The sequence below is a fragment of the Mesorhizobium sp. WSM3868 genome, from assembly GCF_002294785.1.
In the GTDB taxonomy this organism is placed as follows: Bacteria; Pseudomonadota; Alphaproteobacteria; order Rhizobiales; family Rhizobiaceae; genus Mesorhizobium.
Genome location: NZ_NSGB01000003.1, coordinates 401131 through 418714, shown reverse-complemented (window position 1 = coordinate 418714; position 17584 = coordinate 401131). Strand labels below are relative to the sequence as shown.

General features: G+C 63.9%; 18 protein-coding genes. 6 read left to right on the top strand and 12 right to left on the bottom strand.

What is annotated here, in order from left to right; all coding sequences use genetic code 11:
- Positions 1-357 precede the first annotated feature (357 nt).
- Together carB and CK221_RS08215 are read left to right on the top strand one after the other, a co-directional pair.
- A complete protein-coding gene (gene carB / locus CK221_RS08225; protein ID WP_095777351.1) occupies positions 358-3849 on the top strand; it encodes a carbamoyl-phosphate synthase large subunit in 3492 nt (1163 codons plus the stop codon).
- 447 nt (positions 3850-4296) lie between these two features.
- Positions 4297-4632: a hypothetical protein gene (locus tag CK221_RS08215; RefSeq protein ID WP_095777378.1), complete on the top strand. Its 336-nt coding sequence runs from the start codon at positions 4297-4299 to the stop codon at positions 4630-4632.
- Positions 4633-4660: 28 nt separating this feature from the next.
- Here the strand turns inward: CK221_RS08215 and CK221_RS08210 are convergent, their stop codons facing one another.
- Both CK221_RS08210 and CK221_RS08205 read right to left on the bottom strand, forming a co-directional pair.
- Positions 4661-5128 (bottom strand): hypothetical protein, encoded by a 468-nt coding sequence (locus CK221_RS08210; RefSeq protein WP_095777350.1) that lies wholly within the window; start codon positions 5126-5128, stop codon positions 4661-4663.
- Positions 5129-5512 carry a DUF6152 family protein gene (locus CK221_RS08205; RefSeq protein WP_066994553.1) on the bottom strand — a complete coding sequence of 128 codons (384 nt, stop codon included), beginning with the start codon at positions 5510-5512 and terminating at the stop codon, positions 5129-5131. It abuts the gene before it with no gap.
- A 226-nt stretch (positions 5513-5738) separates the two neighbouring features.
- Here CK221_RS08205 and CK221_RS08200 point away from each other — a divergent pair, with 226 nt between their 5' ends.
- Positions 5739-6059, top strand: coding sequence for a DUF1476 domain-containing protein (locus tag CK221_RS08200; protein ID WP_066994550.1), 321 nt, complete (start codon positions 5739-5741; stop codon positions 6057-6059).
- A gap of 28 nt (positions 6060-6087) precedes the next feature.
- Here the strand turns inward: CK221_RS08200 and CK221_RS08195 are convergent, their stop codons facing one another.
- The 6 genes from CK221_RS08195 to CK221_RS08170 form a co-directional block, all read right to left on the bottom strand.
- Positions 6088-6645, bottom strand: coding sequence for a DUF4142 domain-containing protein (locus CK221_RS08195; RefSeq protein ID WP_095777349.1), 558 nt, complete (start codon positions 6643-6645; stop codon positions 6088-6090).
- 209 nt (positions 6646-6854) lie between these two features.
- Positions 6855-7679, bottom strand: coding sequence for a carbohydrate ABC transporter permease (locus CK221_RS08190; RefSeq protein ID WP_095777348.1), 825 nt, complete (start codon positions 7677-7679; stop codon positions 6855-6857).
- 1 nt (position 7680) lies between these two features.
- Positions 7681-8619: a sugar ABC transporter permease gene (locus CK221_RS08185; protein WP_095777377.1), complete on the bottom strand. Its 939-nt coding sequence runs from the start codon at positions 8617-8619 to the stop codon at positions 7681-7683.
- Between the two features lie 5 nt (positions 8620-8624).
- A complete protein-coding gene (locus CK221_RS08180) occupies positions 8625-9893 on the bottom strand; it encodes an ABC transporter substrate-binding protein (protein ID WP_095777347.1) in 1269 nt (422 codons plus the stop codon).
- A 401-nt stretch (positions 9894-10294) separates the two neighbouring features.
- Entirely contained in the window at positions 10295-10792 is a 498-nt protein-coding gene (locus CK221_RS08175; protein ID WP_095777346.1) for an N-acetyltransferase, read from the bottom strand.
- Positions 10793-10836: 44 nt separating this feature from the next.
- A complete protein-coding gene (locus CK221_RS08170) occupies positions 10837-11814 on the bottom strand; it encodes a lytic transglycosylase domain-containing protein (RefSeq protein WP_095777345.1) in 978 nt (325 codons plus the stop codon).
- A gap of 175 nt (positions 11815-11989) precedes the next feature.
- Between CK221_RS08170 and CK221_RS08165 the strand changes: the two genes are divergently transcribed.
- On the top strand, positions 11990-12559 hold the full coding sequence (locus CK221_RS08165; RefSeq protein ID WP_095777376.1) for a methylated-DNA--[protein]-cysteine S-methyltransferase: 570 nt from the start codon (positions 11990-11992) through the stop codon (positions 12557-12559).
- Between the two features lie 20 nt (positions 12560-12579).
- On the opposite strand, the gene CK221_RS08160 is transcribed toward CK221_RS08165, so the two are convergent.
- Positions 12580-12909 (bottom strand): hypothetical protein, encoded by a 330-nt coding sequence (locus CK221_RS08160; RefSeq protein WP_095777375.1) that lies wholly within the window; start codon positions 12907-12909, stop codon positions 12580-12582.
- Positions 12910-13182: 273 nt separating this feature from the next.
- On the opposite strand from CK221_RS08160, the gene CK221_RS08155 reads away from it, so the two are divergent.
- Entirely contained in the window at positions 13183-13395 is a 213-nt protein-coding gene (locus CK221_RS08155; RefSeq protein ID WP_066994534.1) for a cold-shock protein, read from the top strand.
- A 276-nt stretch (positions 13396-13671) separates the two neighbouring features.
- Here CK221_RS08155 and CK221_RS08150 read toward each other — a convergent pair whose 3' ends face one another.
- The 3 genes from CK221_RS08150 to CK221_RS08140 all read right to left on the bottom strand — a co-directional run bounded on the left by CK221_RS08150 (position 13672) and on the right by CK221_RS08140 (position 16144).
- The gene (locus CK221_RS08150) at positions 13672-14286 is read right to left on the bottom strand and encodes a glutathione S-transferase family protein (protein WP_095777344.1); all 615 of its coding nucleotides are present in this window, start codon (positions 14284-14286) and stop codon (positions 13672-13674) included.
- An 86-nt stretch (positions 14287-14372) separates the two neighbouring features.
- Positions 14373-15248, bottom strand: coding sequence for an EAL domain-containing protein (locus CK221_RS08145; protein WP_095777343.1), 876 nt, complete (start codon positions 15246-15248; stop codon positions 14373-14375).
- Positions 15245-16144 (bottom strand): EAL domain-containing protein, encoded by a 900-nt coding sequence (locus CK221_RS08140; RefSeq protein WP_066994525.1) that lies wholly within the window; start codon positions 16142-16144, stop codon positions 15245-15247. Before CK221_RS08140 ends, CK221_RS08145 begins: the two co-directional genes overlap by 4 nt.
- A 205-nt stretch (positions 16145-16349) precedes the next feature.
- On the opposite strand from CK221_RS08140, the gene CK221_RS08135 reads away from it, so the two are divergent.
- On the top strand, positions 16350-17552 hold the full coding sequence (locus CK221_RS08135) for a pyridoxal phosphate-dependent aminotransferase (RefSeq protein ID WP_095777342.1): 1203 nt from the start codon (positions 16350-16352) through the stop codon (positions 17550-17552).
- Positions 17553-17584 lie beyond the last annotated feature (32 nt).

The window sequence follows — 17584 nt, the reverse complement described above, 5'->3', positions numbered from 1 at the left end:
ATCCGCAGGCTCGCCCAAAACATCTTGGCTGCCCATCCGCTCGACAAACCAATCGCCAGCAAGATGCGCAGGGCCAATTGGAGCAAAGACTTCTTCTATGAACTCTTTACTCATATGCGATAGCCCTGCCCCTCGAGGGGGGAGATGCCCGGCAGGGCAGAGGGGGGCGCGAAGGAATGAGACGCCTGGTTTGTTCCGTCACGCCAACCCGCAAACCCTCATTTTCGGGGTTACATCCGCCAAAACTCTTCCCTATAAGGCCCTCCTAGCCTGATACCAGAATCGCAAGCACAACCGGCCGGGTCCTCCCCGCCCGGTTTTTCGTGCAAGCCGCTCGCCGAACGGAATCCATAGACCATGCCAAGACGCACCGACATCAAGTCGATCCTGATCATCGGGGCCGGCCCCATCGTCATCGGCCAGGCATGCGAGTTCGACTATTCCGGGACCCAGGCCTGCAAGGCGCTGAAGGAAGAGGGTTTCCGCGTCATCCTGGTCAACTCCAACCCGGCCACGATCATGACCGATCCGGAGCTGGCAGACGCCACCTATATCGAACCGATCACGCCCGAAGTGGTGGCGAAGATCATCGCCAAGGAGCGCCCCGACGCGCTGCTGCCCACCATGGGCGGCCAGACCGCGCTCAACACCGCGCTGTCGCTGCGCCGCATGGGTGTGCTCGACCGCTACAATGTCGAGATGATCGGCGCGGATGCGCATGCCATCGACAAGGCCGAGGACCGCGCGCTGTTCCGCCAGGCGATGAGCAAGATCGGCCTGGAGACGCCGCGCTCGATGCTGGCCAATGCCACCGAGGTCAAGGACGCCGACCGCAAGATCCACGAGGCCGAGCGCGCCGCGCTCAAAGCCGAGAACCCCGAAAACCTCGATGCCGCGCTCGACGCGCTGGAGACGCGCTGGAACCTCGGCGAAGGCGACCGCAAGCAGCGCTATATCAGCCACGCCATGGCGATCGCGGCGCAAGCGCTCGACCATGTCGGCCTGCCGGCGATCATCCGCCCCTCCTTCACCATGGGCGGCACCGGCGGCGGCATCGCCTACAACCGCGCCGAATTCTACGACATCGTCCAGTCCGGCCTCGACGCCTCGCCGACCACCGAGGTGCTGATCGAGGAAAGCGTGCTCGGCTGGAAGGAGTACGAGATGGAAGTGGTCCGCGACAAGGCGGACAACTGCATCATCATCTGCTCGATCGAGAACCTCGACCCGATGGGCGTGCACACCGGCGACAGCATCACCGTCGCGCCGGCGCTGACCTTGACCGACAAAGAGTATCAGATGATGCGCAACGCCTCGATCGCGGTGCTGCGCGAGATCGGCGTCGAGACGGGCGGCTCCAATGTGCAGTTCGCCGTCAACCCGGCCGATGGCCGCCTGGTGGTGATCGAGATGAACCCGCGCGTCTCGCGCTCGTCCGCGCTCGCCTCGAAGGCGACCGGCTTCCCGATTGCCAAGGTCGCGGCAAAGCTTGCCGTCGGCTATACGCTGGACGAGCTGGAGAACGACATCACCGGCGGCGCGACGCCGGCCTCGTTCGAGCCGTCGATCGACTATGTGGTGACCAAGATCCCGCGCTTTGCCTTCGAGAAATTCCCGGGCGCCGAGCCGGTGCTGACCACCGCCATGAAGTCGGTGGGTGAGGTGATGGCCATCGGTCGCAGCTTCCAGGAATCGCTGCAGAAGGCCCTGCGCGGACTGGAAACCGGCCTCACCGGCCTCGACGAGATCGAGATCCCCGGCCTTGGCTCGGCAGACCACGTCGACGACCGCAATGCCATCCGCGCCGCGCTCGGCACGCCGACCCCCGACCGGCTGCGCATGGTGGCGCAGGCGATCCGCATGGGCACCTCGCTCGAAGACGTGCACGCCATGTGCAAGATCGACCCGTGGTTCCTCGAGCAGATCGCCGGCATCATCGCCATGGAAGAGCGCATCCGCGAGCACGGCCTGCCGCAGGACGCGCCGAACCTGCGCATGCTGAAGGCGATGGGCTTTTCCGACGCACGCCTCGCGTCGCTGACCAGAACCGACGCCGAAGTCATTCAGAAGACCAGGCAAAAGCTCGGCGTTCATCCGGTCTATAAACGCATCGACACCTGCGCCGCCGAGTTCGCCTCGCCGACCGCCTATATGTACTCGACCTATGAGACGCCCTTCGCCGGCGAGCTCGCCAACGAGGCGCGTGTGTCGTCGCGCAAGAAGGTCGTCATCCTCGGCGGCGGCCCGAACCGCATCGGCCAGGGCATCGAGTTCGACTATTGCTGCTGCCATGCCGCCTTTGCGCTCCGCGACGCCGGCTTCGAGGCGATCATGGTCAACTGCAACCCGGAGACCGTGTCGACCGACTACGACACGTCCGACCGGCTCTATTTCGATCCGCTGACGCCGGAGGACGTGCTGGAGATCCTGCGCGCCGAGCAGGCCTCCGGGGAACTGGTCGGCGTCATCGTCCAATTCGGCGGCCAGACACCGCTGAAATTGGCCGACGCGCTGGAGAAGGCCGGCATCCCGATCCTCGGCACTTCGCCCGACATGATCGATCTTGCCGAAGACCGCGACCGCTTCCAGAAGCTGCTGCACAAGCTCGGGCTCACCCAGCCGAAGAACGGCATTGCCTATTCGGTCGAGCAGGCGCGCCTCGTCGCTGCCGAGCTCGGCTTTCCGCTGGTGGTGCGCCCGTCCTATGTGCTCGGCGGCCGCGCCATGCAGATCATCTACAACGAAGGCATGCTGCAGACCTATCTGCTCGACACCGTGCCCGGCCTGGTGCCGGAGGACATCAAGCAGAAATACCCGGCCGACAAGACCGGCCAGATCAACACGCTGCTCGGCAAGAACCCGCTTTTGTTCGACACTTATCTGACCGGCGCCACCGAGGTCGATGTCGACTGCCTCTGCGACGGCAAGGAAACCTTCGTCTCCGGCATCCTGGAGCACATCGAGGAGGCAGGCATCCATTCGGGCGATAGCGCCTGCTCGTTGCCGGTATATTCGCTGCAGCCGGACCTCGTCGACGAGCTGGAACGCCAGACCGCCGCACTTGCCCGGGCGCTCAATGTCGGCGGCCTGATGAACGTGCAATATGCCATCAAGGACGGCACGGTCTATGTGCTTGAGGTCAACCCCCGCGCCTCGCGCACCGTGCCCTTCGTCGCCAAGACCATCGGCCGTCCCATTGCGAAAATCGCCGCCCGCATCATGGCCGGCGAGACGCTGGAAAACGCCTTCGCGCATTACGGCGCCATGCCTGACGCGCGAAATCCCGGCCATATCGCGGTCAAGGAAGCCGTCTTCCCCTTCGCCCGCTTCCCCGGCGTCGACATATTGCTCGGGCCGGAAATGCGCTCGACCGGCGAGGTCATGGGCCTCGACCGCGACTTTGCGCTGGCCTTCGCCAAGAGCCAGCTAGGGGCGGGTGTTGATCTCCCCCGCGCGGGCACGCTCTTCGTCTCGGTGCGCGACGAAGACAAGAAGGGCATCCTGCCGGCCGTAAGACGCCTCGCCGAGCAGGGCTTCAAGGTTTTAGCCACCTCCGGCACCGCCCGCTTCCTCGCCGAAAACGGCGTGACGGCGGAAAAGATCAACAAGGTGCTCGAAGGCCGCCCCCACATCGAAGACGCCATCCGCAATCGCCAGGTCCAGATCGTCTTCAACACCACCGATGGCCAGAAGGCCGTGTCGGACTCGAAGTCGCTGCGGCGGGCGACACTGATGCAGAAGGTGCCTTACTACACGACGCTGTCGGGCGCTGCGGCCGTGGCCGAGGCGATCGCGGCGCTGCGCGCGGGAAACCTCGAGGTTCGGCCGCTGCAGGAGTATTTTGGGTGAGGGCAACTTTGGCAGGGTAAGGAACATCACCAATTTAAAGGGATAATGTTTAGGTAATTGCTTTCACAGAGGCGCAGTTTAGTTCGCGGCGAGCGCATCCACAGAGCCAGCTTGCGGGAATTCTCCAAGATATTGGAGCGATGCCGCCACCATTGCGCTCTACGGCGCCCCCCTCTGTCCTGCCGGACATCTCCCCCACAAGTGGGGAGATCACCCGTCATCGCGGCTTTTCGCCAATCGCCAACGGTGCAGGATCGGCGAGGCGGCGAAGCTGCCAATCTCCCCCCAAGTGGGGGAGATGTCCGGCAGGACAGAGGGGGGCGCGCCGTCGAGCGCGACTTCGTGCCCGTTCATCTCAGCGCATTTTGGTACCGGCACCGATTAGCAACTCCGGAACCCTCGGTTCCCCGCATTCTGCCCGTAGGCTAAAAATCTGCGATGGATGACATGTCCGAAGACGAAATCGACCTGCGCTGCCCTGAGATCGTCGCCGACAACGCCGCCAAGGGGCTGCGCCTGCGCAAGGAGTTCGGCCGCGGCGGCACCGAGATCGGCATCGCGAGGGCGACGGAGCTGAAGAACCGTAAGAACCTTTCACCCTCGACCATCCGCCGCATTGTCAGCTATTTCGCCCGCCACGAGGTCGACAAGCGCGGCAAGAACTACGGCAACGAGGAAAATCCCTCTGCCGGCTACATCGCCTGGCTGCTGTGGGGCGGCGACGAAGGCCGCGCCTGGGCGCTGGAGATGAAGAAGAAAGTCGGCAACGCGCCGGACATCTGAGCAGCAGCCGGCTCTTCGTGGAACTGCTTCACAAAAACCCTATGAACCGCCCGGCGAAAAGCACGCAGGTCCACAGGCCGAGCGAAATCACGGCCAGGACGGCCGCGATGCCCCCGGCCGACTCGGCCACCCCGCTCGTGCGGGTCAAGCGCGTGAAGGCGAGGAAATTGGCCCCCGCCAGCAGGATCAGTGTTATCTTGACAACGAAGATCGGCATCGCCGCATAGGTGCTCGCCTTTACCGAAAACAGCAGCGCCCCGGTGATGATCGCGCCGCCAAACGCCCCAAGGGCTACGCGGCGCAGCAGCGCGACGAACGGCGCGTGGGGCAGCGAGCGGAAGGCGCCAAGGACGCTGAAATCCATGAGGCCGACGCTGGTGAGCAGCGCGCCGACCGCCATGATGTGCAGCGCGTTGACGATCGGATAGGCGACGAAGGAGGCTTTCAGCCCCCGCGCCAAGGCAAGCTGCTCGATGCCGGCCAGAAACTCCGCCATCTAGGCCGGCGGCAGGCGGTCGGGATAGACGTCGTAGCGCTTGCCGCCGACGATGATGCGCACCGCCTTCATGCGCTTTTCCGCCTCCTCGCGCGAGCGATGGCCGATCGCGGTCACCGCGTCGCCGAGCTTGGCGACCTCCTCGGTGAAGCCGGCGGCGATGGTGCGGGCCGGCGGCGCCATCTCCACCCGCCACACCTCGCCCTGCGCATCGACGTCCAGCGTCGCATGCGGATTGCCGATATAGATCGCCGCGATCTTGCCCTTGAGCTCGAAGAACTCGTCCTGCGTCCACGACCAGCCGTGATGGGCATAGGCGGCAGTGCCAAACATCAACGCCGCCGCCAGCACGACGCCCTGCATGGGGTTCAACGGTAACTGCATCGCCCGTCTCCTCCACTCCTCCTGCCAGCGGTCGAAAGTAGGCTACGGCACGGCCAGGTCAAATCACATCGGAGCTTCGGCCCGGCACGGCACGAATTTCGGGTCCGCGGCGTCCACAGCACGATCAGGCCTTGCTACAGGCCTTCATGCTCCCCATTTTCGCTTCTCCTGGCCGCTCTTCTCATGCATCGAAGGCGGTCGAACTCACGTCTGAGCGAGGCAAACCATGAGCAGCATGAGGGACCGTCAGGAAGGCTTCGAAAAGAAATTCGCAATGGACGAGGAGACGAAGTTCAAGGCCGTGGCGCGCCGGAACAAGCTGCTCGGCCTGTGGGCCGCCGAAAAGCTCGGCAAATCCGGCGTGGATGCCGACGCCTATGCGAAAGAGGTAGTGCGCGCGGATTTCGAGGAAGCGGGCGACAATGACGTGTTCCGCAAGGTCCGTGCCGACTTCGACGCAGCAGGCGTCGTCCAGTCGGATGCCCAGATTCGCCAGGCCATGGACGAGTTGCTGGCAACGGCGGTCGAGCAGATCAAGGCGAGCTGAGGATCCGCTGCGGGGGCAGAAACCACCCTCACTCGTGATACGCCACCGCCAGTTCCTTCACATGCTTCTCGTGCATTTTCAGCACCGGCAGAGTCTTCTTGGCGAATTCCTTCAGCGCCGGGTCGTCGCCGGAATTGGCATAGGTGCTGAACAGCGCGACCGCGTCCCTGTGCGCATCCATCAGCATCTTGATATACTTCCGGTCGAACTCTGTGCCGCTCGCCTGTTTGAGCTCGCCTAGCATCTGCTGTTCCTTAGGCCCCAGGGCGGGGCCGGCAGGCTTGATAGAAGCCGTCGTCTGGCCCTGGCTCATCGCCGCCTTGAAATCCTCCCCTGCCTTGGTGTGGTCCCTGACCATCTCGTTGGCAAAAGCCTTGAGTTCGTCCGACTGCGACTTCTCCTCGGCCAGCCTGCTCGCCTGGATTTCGAACTCATTGGCATTGGGTACGGTGGTGACGAAAGTCTGCGTGTCGACCTTATTGTCTGCCGCCATTGGCGCGACATCGTTGCTGTCGCTCGACTGAGCAAGAGTGGCCTGCGCGCCGGCAAGGAGCGCCATGGCGGCCGCGGTCAGAAGCGTTTTCATCTGGAATCTCCGATCAGCCCCTTGCACTTCCAACGCGAAATGGCGCTGCCGGTTGCGTTGAGGGCCGTGAAGAAGGCTGTGTTTAGATTCAGGGTCAGGCCGAGCCGAGGATGGTGGTTCCGAGGAGCGGAGCGTGCTTGAAGTACGTGAACACCGAAGCGCAGGACACCGCCATTCGCAGCCCGGCATCACCTGAACATCAGCACGGCCTATCCCTTCACGCCGCCGGCGGTTAGGCCGGAAACGATCTTGCGTTGGAAGATCAGCACCAGCACCACCAGCGGCACCGTGACGATCACCGAAGCGGCCATGATGTTGCCCCAGGGGATCTCGAACTGCGAGTTGCCGGAAAGCAGCGCGATCGCCACCGGCACCGTGCGCTGCGCGTTGTTGGAGGTGAAGGTCAGCGCAAACAGGAACTCGTTCCATGCGCCGATGAAGGCGAGCAGCCCTGTCGTCGCCAATGCGGGCCACATCAGCGGCAGAAAGACGCGAGTGACGATGATCCACGGCGTCGCGCCGTCGAGGATCGCCGCTTCCTCGATCTCGACCGGCAGGTCGCGCACGAAGGCGGTGAGCACCCAGACGGTGAACGGCAGCGTGAAGATCATGTAGGAGAAGATCAGTGCGACGAGCGAATTGTAGAGGCCAAAGGCGCCGATGATCTCGAACAGACCGGCCAGCACCGCGACCTGCGGAAACATCGACACCGACAATATGGCAAGCATCAGCGCCGAACGGCCGCGAAACTGGACGCGTGCAAGGGCATAGGCGGAGGTGACGCCGAGCAGCAGCGAGATGAGCACGACCGCGCCCGAGACGACCAGCGAATTCAGGAGATTGCGCAGGAAGGGACCTTCGACCAGCACGTTCCTGTAGTTGGCGAGGCTTAACGCCTGCGGCCAGAGGCTCGCCTCGAACAACTCGGTGCCGGATTTCAGGCTGGTGACGATGGCGTAATAGAGCGGAAACACCGCGACGAAGACGATTGCCCCCACCAGCAGGAAGAAGCCCAGGCGCTTCAACATCGCCATCTCAGCGGCCTCCTTCCAGATCTATCCGGCCGAGGCGGATGTAGGAAATGGTGAGCATGGCGACGATCAGGAAAAGCAGCGTCGAGGCGGCCGAGCCATAGGCGAACTTGTCGAACTCGAACAGGTTCTCGCGCACGAATACCGACATCGATTTGGTGTGCACGTTGTTCGGCGTCAGCACGTAGATCAGGTCGAAGATGCGCAGCGCGTCGAGCGCGCGGAAGATCACCGCAACCATGACCGCCGGGCGGATGAGCGGCAAGGTCACCTTCCAGAAGATCTGCCACGGATTGGCGCCGTCGAGCCTGGCGACCTCGATAACATCGCGCGGCAGCATCTGCAGCGCGGCGAGGAAAAGCAGCGCCATGAACGGTGTCGTCTTCCAAATGTCGACGATCAGCACCGCGATCATCGCCGTGTCGGTGCTCGCGGTCCAGGCGATTTTGGCGTCGATCAGGCCAAGGTTGAGCAGCACCGCATTGATGATGCCGAACTGGTCGTTGAGCATCCACTGCCACATCTTGGCCGAGACGATGGTCGGGATCGCCCATGGAATGAGGATCGCCGCCCTGACGAAGCCGCGGCCTCTGAAGTCGGCGTTGAGAACGAGCGCCACGATCATGCCGAGGACCGTTTCGCAGTTCACCGACACCACGGCGAAGAGCAGCGTGTTCCACACGGCGCGCCACCAGACCGGATCGGCGAGTAGCCCGTCATAGAGCACGCGGCCGCTCGGCATGCTGAGCATCGAGAAATAATTGTCGAAGCCGACCCATTGGCGGGCGTCGAGATCGGCCAATGAGGCGTCGGTGAAGCTGTAGTAGAAGGTGCGCAGGAGCGGCCAGCCGGCGACGGCGGCAAGGACCAGAAGCATCGGCGCCAGAAACAGCCAGGCCGAGCGCACGCGTTGCCGCATCAGGCGCGAGCGGCTCACAGGCATCGCCCTCACCAGCCCTTGCCCTTCAGCCTGGTCAGCCTGGCTTCGAGATCGGCCAGATTGTCGGCGGCGCTGCCGTCGCCCGACATGGTGTTGTGGACGGCCGTCCAGAACTGGCTCGAGGCTTCGTTGTACTTGATTTTGGCGACCGCCGAAGGGCGCGGCGCCGCGTTGAGGAATATCTGCTTCCATCGCGGGACGATCGGCTGTTCCCTGGCGATATCGGGATCGTCATAGAGCGCCTTGATGGTGGGCAGGTTGGACGTCCTCAGCGTCCGATACTTCTGCATCTCGGGCGAGGCGATGAACTTCACCAGATCGATCGCCGCGTCCTGGTGCTTGGAATGTTTGGAAACCGCGAGGTTCCAGCCGCCGAGCGTTGCAGTCGGCCGGGCGTCTTCGCCGGTTCCTGCCGGCAGCGGCGCCACATCGAACTTGCCCTTGATCGGTGAGGTCTCGCTGTTGCCGAGCGCATAGGCATAGGGCCAGTTGCGCATGAAGACGGCATTGCCGGTCTGCCAGACGCCGCGCGATTCCTCCTCCTGGTAAGCGAGCACGCCCGGCGGCGCGATGGTGCCGATCCAGCCCTTGACCATGTCGAGCGCGGCCGCGGCTTGTCGATTGTTGATGGAGACCGTGCCGTTGGGCTCGATGATCTGGCCGCCGCCATTCGACATCACCCATTCGAGCGCATCGCAGGTCAGCCCCTCATAGGCGTTGCCCTGGAAGACGAAACCCCACAGGTCCTTGTTGCCGGCGGTGCGCTCCTTGTCCATGACGAGCTTGGCGGTGTCGGCCAGTTCCTGCCAGGTGGTCGGCACCTTGGCGCCATATTTGTCGAGCAGATCCTTGCGGTAATAGAGTGCCGGCGCGTCGGTGAAGATCGGCAGCGCCACCAGCTTTCCGTTCACGGTCTGCGACTGGATGATCGACGGGAAGTGCTCGGCCACGATATCCCTGGTCGCCGCGGTGAGATCGACGAGTTGGCTGGCAAGCTGCGGCGCCCAGATCACGTCGGTCTGGTAGACGTCGATGTCGCTGTTTCCCGCCGCGAGCCACAATCTGAACTGACCGAACTGGTCGGTGCCCGACGGCGGGATCACCACGACGTCGACCTTGTTGCCGCTCTGCTTCTGGTAGCGGTCGAGCATCTCGCGCAAGACCTTGATGCCGTTGCCCGTGTCGCCCGACACGATCGACAGCTCGACCCCGCGAGCCGGCGCCACCGCGAGCATCACGCCGACGGCAAGTGCAAGGAATGCGCGGTAAAATTTCATGCTGGTGGGCCTCGCCTCGGAACCGTCCACGCGGACCTTGCCGCGTCGGCTGATGATGACCCTCCGCCCGCATTGAATGCGGAGCGACGCTTCGGGGTTCCCGACATGGCCATCGGGGACGGGTCCGGGAGCGGACTGACCCCAGTCACTCAGTTTAGGGAGATCTCGCGATTGGCCGCAGGCCCAAAGCGGGCGGGCTCCGAAACCCGCCGCCCCGGAGCCCGCCTTGGAGTGGCTGACGCATGCCGGCACAGCCTCTCCGACGCCTTGCCAGCGTCGATCCGCCGATCGGCCGCCCTGCACCACGACGCATTAGCATGTCCTAACGTCAGCTTGTGTGAAGCGGTTCACAATGCGCCCTGCATTCGGTTGTGTCGCTGAAGGCAAATGCTGCGAAGCGCCTAGCCTTCCCAGGCCACCGGAACCATGCCCAGCCGCTCGTAAAGCCTGAAGGCTGCGGGGTTCTTCACCGTGTTGGTCTTGAGGTCGACATGGGCGGCACCTTTGTCGCGGAAAGTCAGGAACACGTGCCGCATCAGCGCCTCGCCGATGCCGTGCCTTCGCGAGTCCGGATGAACGGCGAGATCCTTGACGAAGCCCGACGCCCAGCAAAGCGCGGCGCCCGCCAGCAGCCCCTTGCCGTCGATGACCAGGAAACAGAGGTCCGGATCGAACTCGGTATCGCCAGAGATGCGCTGCCACCATTCGTCGAACGGACCTGCGGCGCCGTCGTCGAATGCCTCTTCCAGCAGTGCGTGCAGGGCCTGCGCATCCCTGTGCTCGAACGGGCGCATAACGAAGCCTTCCGGCCAATGCGGCGCGGTCAGCGCATCGTCGAGAAGCTTGCGAAGGCGGACATCGTTGGGGGCCGGCGGCCGGCGGCTGTCAGTGTCACGCATGCAACTGCCCCAAAGACCGATGGGACGCGCCTCGTTGCCGGCGCTCAGGCGCCCGGCTGCAGGCGGCGCCGGTCGACGCCGAGACCCGTTTGATCGAGCAGGCCCTTGCGCTTGGCGTCGTAATAATAGCCCGTCTGATAGAGCTGGTCGGCCCGCTTGGCATTGCCGCCCGAGACCAGCCAGGCGCCGCGCAGGTATTTGACAGCGTATTTGAGATTGGTCTCGGCGTCGAACAGGCCGGCTGCCGGCCCGTCATAGCCCATGCCGCGTGCGGTCGCGTGCTTGATCTGCATCAGCCCCCAATGCCCGTGATTATAGGCCTTCGGATTGAAGGTGCTCTCGCGGTTGACGACATGGCGCACCAGATCGACCGGCACTTCGTAGATCGCCGAATATTTCTCGATCAGCCGCTCGATCTCGGCGCGCGGACCTGTGGCATGCTGTTCGGGCTGGCCCGGTTGGGCAAGCAGCGCCGGGTTCTGCGGCACCACATAGGCGACCTGCTGCACGCCCGGCATGGGAGCCACCTTCGCCGATTGGCCGGTGACCGGCATGGCAACAGCGGCGCTCTTGTAGGCGGCGGCCTGCTTGAGCGCACCGGGGCCGGTCGGCGATGCGCCGGCCAGCAGCACCGGCGGCGGCGGAAACTGCCCGGCGACGGGTGTCGAGCCGGCGAACGCGGCAGGTTGCGCCGGCGGCGGAAGGGCGGCGCCGGGTTGCGCGGGCGGCGGCAACGGCGCGCCAGCCGTCGTCGCGCCAGGCGCCGTCGCCCCAGGTGCCGTCGCCAGGGCCACGGCATCGCCGGTCAGCGCCGCCGTTTGCACCTGAGCGAGGCCGGAAGGCTCCGGCAGCACAGCAACGGTTTCGGGCAGCGCGATGGTCGGTGTGTCGTCCTCGGCGGCCGGCGTCGATGCCGCCGCAAGCGCCGGCGAGGGTTTCATCTGTGAGGTCGAGGTACAGCCGCTGAGGCCGGCAGCGGCAACGAGCACGCCGATCGCGGTGAGGATGATTTTCGCTGCCAAGCCCTGCAGGTCCGATTGTCGGTTGTTGAAGAGTCCTTACACCAGCGATTCCAACCGGGCAATCAGGGCCAGTGTGCAGCTTTCGGGTGGCGAGACTCGAAGCAAACTGCGATATTGTTCCCCATCTGTACTGGAGATGTACCCGTTTTTCGCAGTTTGCGGAAAGGAGCGCACCATGGAAAAGGCATTGCCAATCACGGCCGGCCACGCAGTGTTAGAAACAGTGATCGGCTTCATGGGCGTCGCCTGGAGCGAAAAGGGCCTGATCCGGCTCTGCCTGCCCGAGCGTAGCCGCGAAGCGGTCGAGCGCCGCCTGTTTCGCCATGCCGGCGTCTCTACCTCCACCGAACAGCCGCAATGGGTGGTCGAACTGATCGCCTCGATCAAGGCCTATGCGGCCGGGGAGGATGTCGATTTCTCCGGCGTGCCGGTCGATCTCGACGGCGTCGACGATTTCCGCCTCGCCATCTATGACGCTGCGCGCAAGCTCGGCTTCGGCGAGACCACCACCTATGGCGAACTGGCCAAGCGGGCCGGCCATGCCGGGCTTGCCCGCGAAACCGGTGCAGCCCTCGGCGCCAATCCGGTGCCGCTGGTCATTCCCTGCCACCGCATCCTTGCCGCGGGGGGCAAGATCGGCGGCTTCTCGGCTACTGGCGGCTCCGCCACCAAGGAGAAGATGCTGGCCATGGAAGGCGTGCGGGTCGGTCCGCCGCCGGCCGCTCAGGCATCATTCGCGTTCTGACACAGCTTGCCGAAAGGACTCTAATGGCGTGGGAAGATCCGCCGTCGGAAATGCCGGTCGAAGTCCGGCCGTTTGCAGATATAGACGGGGCAGGATTTAGTATCGGCGCTCGGCACATAGGCCCGCGCTCTCACCTCGCCCATGTTGCAGAAGCGCTCGTCCCGCACATAGCGGTCATAAAGCGGCAGACCCGGCACGCGCGTCGACTGATAGCGCAGGATGACCGCGCCCTGCCTGGCGATCGTCGCCCGCACGCGGTCGCAGCTCATGCGCGTCGGGTCGTAGCGCGAGACGGCCTGCGCCTCGGCGGCCACCAACATCAGGCAGGCGGCAAGCAGAATTTTCCTCATGATCTTCTCCCGCAACAGCAAGCGTATCTTCCCTCCACAACGCATCCCCGGCTGCAAACCTTCCAAGCGCAGTGGGCTCCGTTGGACGCTATCGCGGCACATGCCGGTAACGCCATCTTGTTTTCGTTCGCGAACCATACTATATCCGGCGCATTGAATTTGGCCGATCGATCGGGCCGCGATCTTCGCGTTTGCTGACGTCTATCTCCAAAATTTCGATACCACCGGCCGGGCTTTGGTCCGGTCAAACGAAGCAAATGTGAAGGACTCTACATGGCAACTGGTACGGTTAAGTGGTTCAACGCCACCAAGGGCTATGGCTTCATCCAGCCCGACAATGGCGGCGCGGACGTTTTCGTCCACATCTCCGCCGTCGAGCGCGCTGGCATGACCACCCTCGTTGAAGGCCAGAAGATCAGCTTCGAGATCGAGCAGGACCGCCGCACCGGCAAGTCCGCTGCTGGGTCTCTGAGCAAGGCAGCCTGATTTGGCGCTGGCATTTTGCAGCCGGGCGTGATCGCCTGGCATTGCACAATGCGCCTAGTTAGCGACGCGCACCGGGCGAGAGCCTGGAGCGGGCGGCAAGTCACGGATGTACTGACGGTCGTGCGATAAGCGCGCCGGAGCGAAAGGACCCGACAAGCTGGAACAGCAGATAGCTGCCGGCCCGGCCCAACGCTCCCGATCAGGCTACCGGCATAGGAAGGCGGGCATTGTCCCGCCTTTTTTGTTGCTTAGATTTGGAAACGGCGTGGGGAAGAACTAGATTGGCCCAACCCACTCGATCGGCACGTGCCTCTTGTCCGTCTCGACCCGCTTCAGCCACTCCACCACGGCCGGATAGGCGTCGAGCTGGAAACCGCCCATCTCGGCGGTGTGAGTGTAGGCATAGAGCGCAATGTCGGCGACGCTGTAGATGCCGCCGGCGAAAAAGGCGTTCTGCTCCAGATGTTTGTTCATCACGCCGAGCGCCTTGTTGCCGCGCTCCAAGGTCAGCGCCAACCGTTCCGGCGTCGCATCCTTAGCCCTCTCGGGAAATGTGAGCAGCGCCTTGCGTACCGCGATATAGGGCTCGTGGCTGTACTGCTCGAAGAACAGCCACTGATAGGCCAGCGCCCGCTCATATCTGTCGGCCGGCAGGAAGCGCGTGCCTTCGGCGAGATAGAGCAGAATGGCGTTGGATTCAGCGATGCGTCGGCCGTCGTCGAGCTCGAGCAGCGGCACCATCGCGTTGGGGTTCTTGGCGACATAGTCGGCCTTGCGCGTCTCGCCGGTGTGCGAGCTCACTTCGATGCGGGTGAAGGGAATGCCGAGCTTTGCCATCAACAGACGCGGCTTGTAGCAATTGCCGCTGTCGATCATGTCATAAAGGATCATGGCCCTCTCCGCGCGCGACGAACGATCGGAGGCCTCTAACTCGCCTGTGCGGGGTTCATCCAGTGATTTGTTTTTGAGTGAAAGCATCAGCGGCGCTGATGCAGAGGCACTACCTTGTTGTCCATACCGAGCAGCGCATCGATCGCCAGCGGCTCTTCGTTGAAGATGGTGCCGGCGATCGCCGGGCGGGCGAGGTGATATCCTTGCAGGAGGTCGACGCCGCCATCGAGCGCGACGCGCAGATGCGTGGCATGCTCGATGCCCTCGACCAGCACCTTGGCGCCGCGGTCGTGCAGCGTCGAAACCAGCGGCCGGAAGAACCGCTCGGCGGCGGCATGGCGGCAGAACTCGGCAAACCAGCCGCCGTCGATCTTGACGATGTCGGGCGACAGCAGGCCGATGCGCGCTTCGGTCGAATGTCCGGTGCCGAAGTCATCGATGGCGATGCGGACACCGTCGCGCCTCATCTCGCGCACGAGACCGGCGAGCACATGCTCGTCGGCTGCCTGCTCGGTGATCTCGCAGACCAGCATGGCCGGTTCGAGGCCGAAATCGCCGAGATGCCTGGCCATCAGCCGGATCTCGGCGAGCGCCCGCCCGAAATGATCGTTGATCATCGGATTGTAGCTGAAGAACAGGGTAAGGCCATCGACGCCGATGTTGCGGTAGTTGCCGAGATGCAGCATCCGGCACATCGTCTCGACGAACAGCCGGTCCTTTGCCACGACGCTGTCGAAGAAAACTTGCGGCGCAACGGGCGTCGCGACGCGCCGCGGCTCGATCAGCGCCTCGACGGCGACGGGTTGCAGCGATCTGCCACGCGGCGCGAAGATCGGCTGGTAGGCGCTCCACAGCCGGAACTCGCCATAGACGCCGAATTGAAGGCCGATCTCGTCTTCGAAGATCGCTTCGGCGACACTTCGCCGCCTTTCGGGGCGCTGCCTGTCGGGCCGCCCGATCATGGCGTCACCTTGCGCCCAAACGCCTTGGTCGGGCGAGCTGACGCCACCGGAGCGGGACTGGCGGCCGCGATCGTTTTGCCCTCCCCGGCCGCGGGCGCCTGCACGCTCTTGCCGAAGACGCGAAGACTGGTCGAGGCCAGCTCCGGCCGGGCAAGCACATAGCCTTGCACCATCGACGCCCCGGATTTCTCGGCGAGCTCGAGCTGCCAGCCTTCCTCGATGCCTTCGAAAACCGTGCGGATGCCCTGATTTTCGAAGCTCGTCACCATCGTCGTCAGCAGCGCGAATCCGGCCCCGGACTCCATCAGCTGCGTGATCCAGTTGGCGTCGAATTTGACGATGTCCGGCCGCAATTCCTTGATGCGGTTGATGTCGGATTCGTCGGCGCCGTAATCGTCGACGGCGATGCGGAACCCGTTGGCGCGCAGCGCCTCGACGAAGCTGTAGAGCGTTTCCTGCGAAGCCGATTTCTGCTCGGTGACCTCGCACACGATACGGCGCGGGTCGATACCGGCCTCGTGCAGCACCAGCCGCATGTCGCGCAGCGCCTTGTCGACGATGGCGCGGTCGGTGAACACCGACGGATCGAAGTTGACGAAGATCGACGCCTCTTGCGGCAGACAGCCGCCGGCGTTGAGCAGATGCAGCGTCCTGGTCAGCGCCTCGATGTGCAGCCGGTCGCCTGCGGGGCAAGTGCCGAAGAAGCTCATCGGCGATTGCGGCTCACCGTCGCGGAACGGGCGGATAAGCCCCTCGAAGGCGACGAGCGAAAGCTTGCCTCCATCGAAGGCGAAGATTGGCTGGAAGGCGCTCTGCAGCGTGTAGATTCCCCAGACACCGCTTGAGGTGCCGTCATCATGACGGATGATATGGGCAAGCCCGATGCTGCGCGACAAAGGTCCCTCGCTCCGCAGAGTAAGCGCAATTCGATCTGCCATCCTGCCAGCCAAGGGTTTACCGCTCGTTGATGAATTTATAGTTGCCGCTCACGCCACCTTGACCTCTGGATCATCCGACAATGCTTGCGCTTGGCCCGATGATGCGACATGAGAGGCGCCGCGGCCGCTCCTGGCCGCGCCCTTCTCTTGGAGACGCTCTGTCATGGCCTTTCTTGCCGACGCCCTTTCCCGCGTGAAGCCTTCCGCGACCATCGCGGTGACGCAGAAAGCGCGTGAGCTGAAAAATGCCGGCCGTGACGTCATCGGCCTCGGCGCCGGCGAGCCGGACTTCGACACGCCCGATAACATCAAGAACGCGGCAATCGAGGCGATCCGCCGTGGCGAGACCAAGTACCCGCCGGTCTCCGGCATCGCGCCGCTGCGCGAGGCGATCGCCAAAAAATTCAAGCGCGAGAACAATCTCGACTACCGACCGGAGCAGACCATCGTCGGCACCGGCGGCAAGCAGATCCTGTTCAACGCCTTCATGGCGACGCTGAACCCCGGCGACGAGGTCATCATCCCGCGCCCCTATTGGGTGAGCTACCCGGAAATGGTGGCGATCTGCGGCGGCACGTCCGTCTTTGCCGACACCTCGATCGACACCGGCTTCAAGCTGACGGCTGAGGTGCTGGAAAGGGCGATCACGCCGAAGACGAAATGGCTGCTGATGAACTCGCCGTCCAACCCATCGGGCGCCGCTTACACCGAGCGTGAACTCAGGGCCCTGGCCGACGTGCTGCTCAAGCACCCGCATGTCTGGACGCTGACCGACGACATGTATGAGCACCTGACCTATGGCGACTTCGTCTTCAAGACCATCGCCGAGGTCGAACCGAGCCTCTACGAGCGCACGCTGACCATGAACGGCGTGTCGAAGGCCTATGCCATGACCGGCTGGCGTATCGGCTACGCCGCCGGCCCGGTGCCGCTGATCAAGGCAATGGACATGATCCAGGGCCAGCAGACTTCCGGCGCCTGCACCATCGCGCAATGGGCGTCCGTCGAGGCGCTCAACGGCCCGCAGGACTTCATCGCCAAGAACAAGGCGATCTTCCAGGGCCGGCGCGACCTCGTCGTGTCGATGCTCAACCAGGCGCGCGGCATCTCGTGCCCATCGCCGGAAGGCGCCTTCTACGTCTATCCGTCCTGCGCTGAGCTGATCGGCAAGAAGACGAAGGCCGGCAAGGTCATCGACAATGACGAAGCCTTCTGCTCGGAGCTGCTCGACGCCGAAGGCGTTGCCGTTGTGTTCGGATCGGCCTTCGGCCTCGGCCCGAACTTCCGCATCTCCTACGCAACATCGGAGGCGCTGCTGGAGGAAGCCTGCACCCGCATCCAGCGCTTCACTGCGTCGCTGACCTGATCGGCAACGCCGCCATCCACAAAAACCCGGCC

What these genes read in the sequence shown, in the direction of transcription:
- carB (WP_095777351.1), top strand. Translation starts at nt 358, where the DNA reads ATGCCAAGACGCACCGACATCAAGTCGATCCTGATCATCGGGGCCGGC.
- CK221_RS08215 (WP_095777378.1), top strand. Translation starts at nt 4,297, where the DNA reads ATGTCCGAAGACGAAATCGACCTGCGCTGCCCTGAGATCGTCGCCGAC.
- CK221_RS08210 (WP_095777350.1), bottom strand. Translation starts at nt 5,128, where the DNA reads ATGGCGGAGTTTCTGGCCGGCATCGAGCAGCTTGCCTTGGCGCGGGGG.
- CK221_RS08205 (WP_066994553.1), bottom strand. Translation starts at nt 5,512, where the DNA reads ATGCAGTTACCGTTGAACCCCATGCAGGGCGTCGTGCTGGCGGCGGCG.
- CK221_RS08200 (WP_066994550.1), top strand. Translation starts at nt 5,739, where the DNA reads ATGAGCAGCATGAGGGACCGTCAGGAAGGCTTCGAAAAGAAATTCGCA.
- CK221_RS08195 (WP_095777349.1), bottom strand. Translation starts at nt 6,645, where the DNA reads ATGAAAACGCTTCTGACCGCGGCCGCCATGGCGCTCCTTGCCGGCGCG.
- CK221_RS08190 (WP_095777348.1), bottom strand. Translation starts at nt 7,679, where the DNA reads ATGGCGATGTTGAAGCGCCTGGGCTTCTTCCTGCTGGTGGGGGCAATC.
- CK221_RS08185 (WP_095777377.1), bottom strand. Translation starts at nt 8,619, where the DNA reads ATGCCTGTGAGCCGCTCGCGCCTGATGCGGCAACGCGTGCGCTCGGCC.
- CK221_RS08180 (WP_095777347.1), bottom strand. Translation starts at nt 9,893, where the DNA reads ATGAAATTTTACCGCGCATTCCTTGCACTTGCCGTCGGCGTGATGCTC.
- CK221_RS08175 (WP_095777346.1), bottom strand. Translation starts at nt 10,792, where the DNA reads ATGCGTGACACTGACAGCCGCCGGCCGCCGGCCCCCAACGATGTCCGC.
- CK221_RS08165 (WP_095777376.1), top strand. Translation starts at nt 11,990, where the DNA reads ATGGAAAAGGCATTGCCAATCACGGCCGGCCACGCAGTGTTAGAAACA.
- CK221_RS08160 (WP_095777375.1), bottom strand. Translation starts at nt 12,909, where the DNA reads ATGAGGAAAATTCTGCTTGCCGCCTGCCTGATGTTGGTGGCCGCCGAG.
- CK221_RS08155 (WP_066994534.1), top strand. Translation starts at nt 13,183, where the DNA reads ATGGCAACTGGTACGGTTAAGTGGTTCAACGCCACCAAGGGCTATGGC.
- CK221_RS08150 (WP_095777344.1), bottom strand. Translation starts at nt 14,286, where the DNA reads ATGATCCTTTATGACATGATCGACAGCGGCAATTGCTACAAGCCGCGT.
- CK221_RS08145 (WP_095777343.1), bottom strand. Translation starts at nt 15,248, where the DNA reads ATGATCGGGCGGCCCGACAGGCAGCGCCCCGAAAGGCGGCGAAGTGTC.
- CK221_RS08135 (WP_095777342.1), top strand. Translation starts at nt 16,350, where the DNA reads ATGGCCTTTCTTGCCGACGCCCTTTCCCGCGTGAAGCCTTCCGCGACC.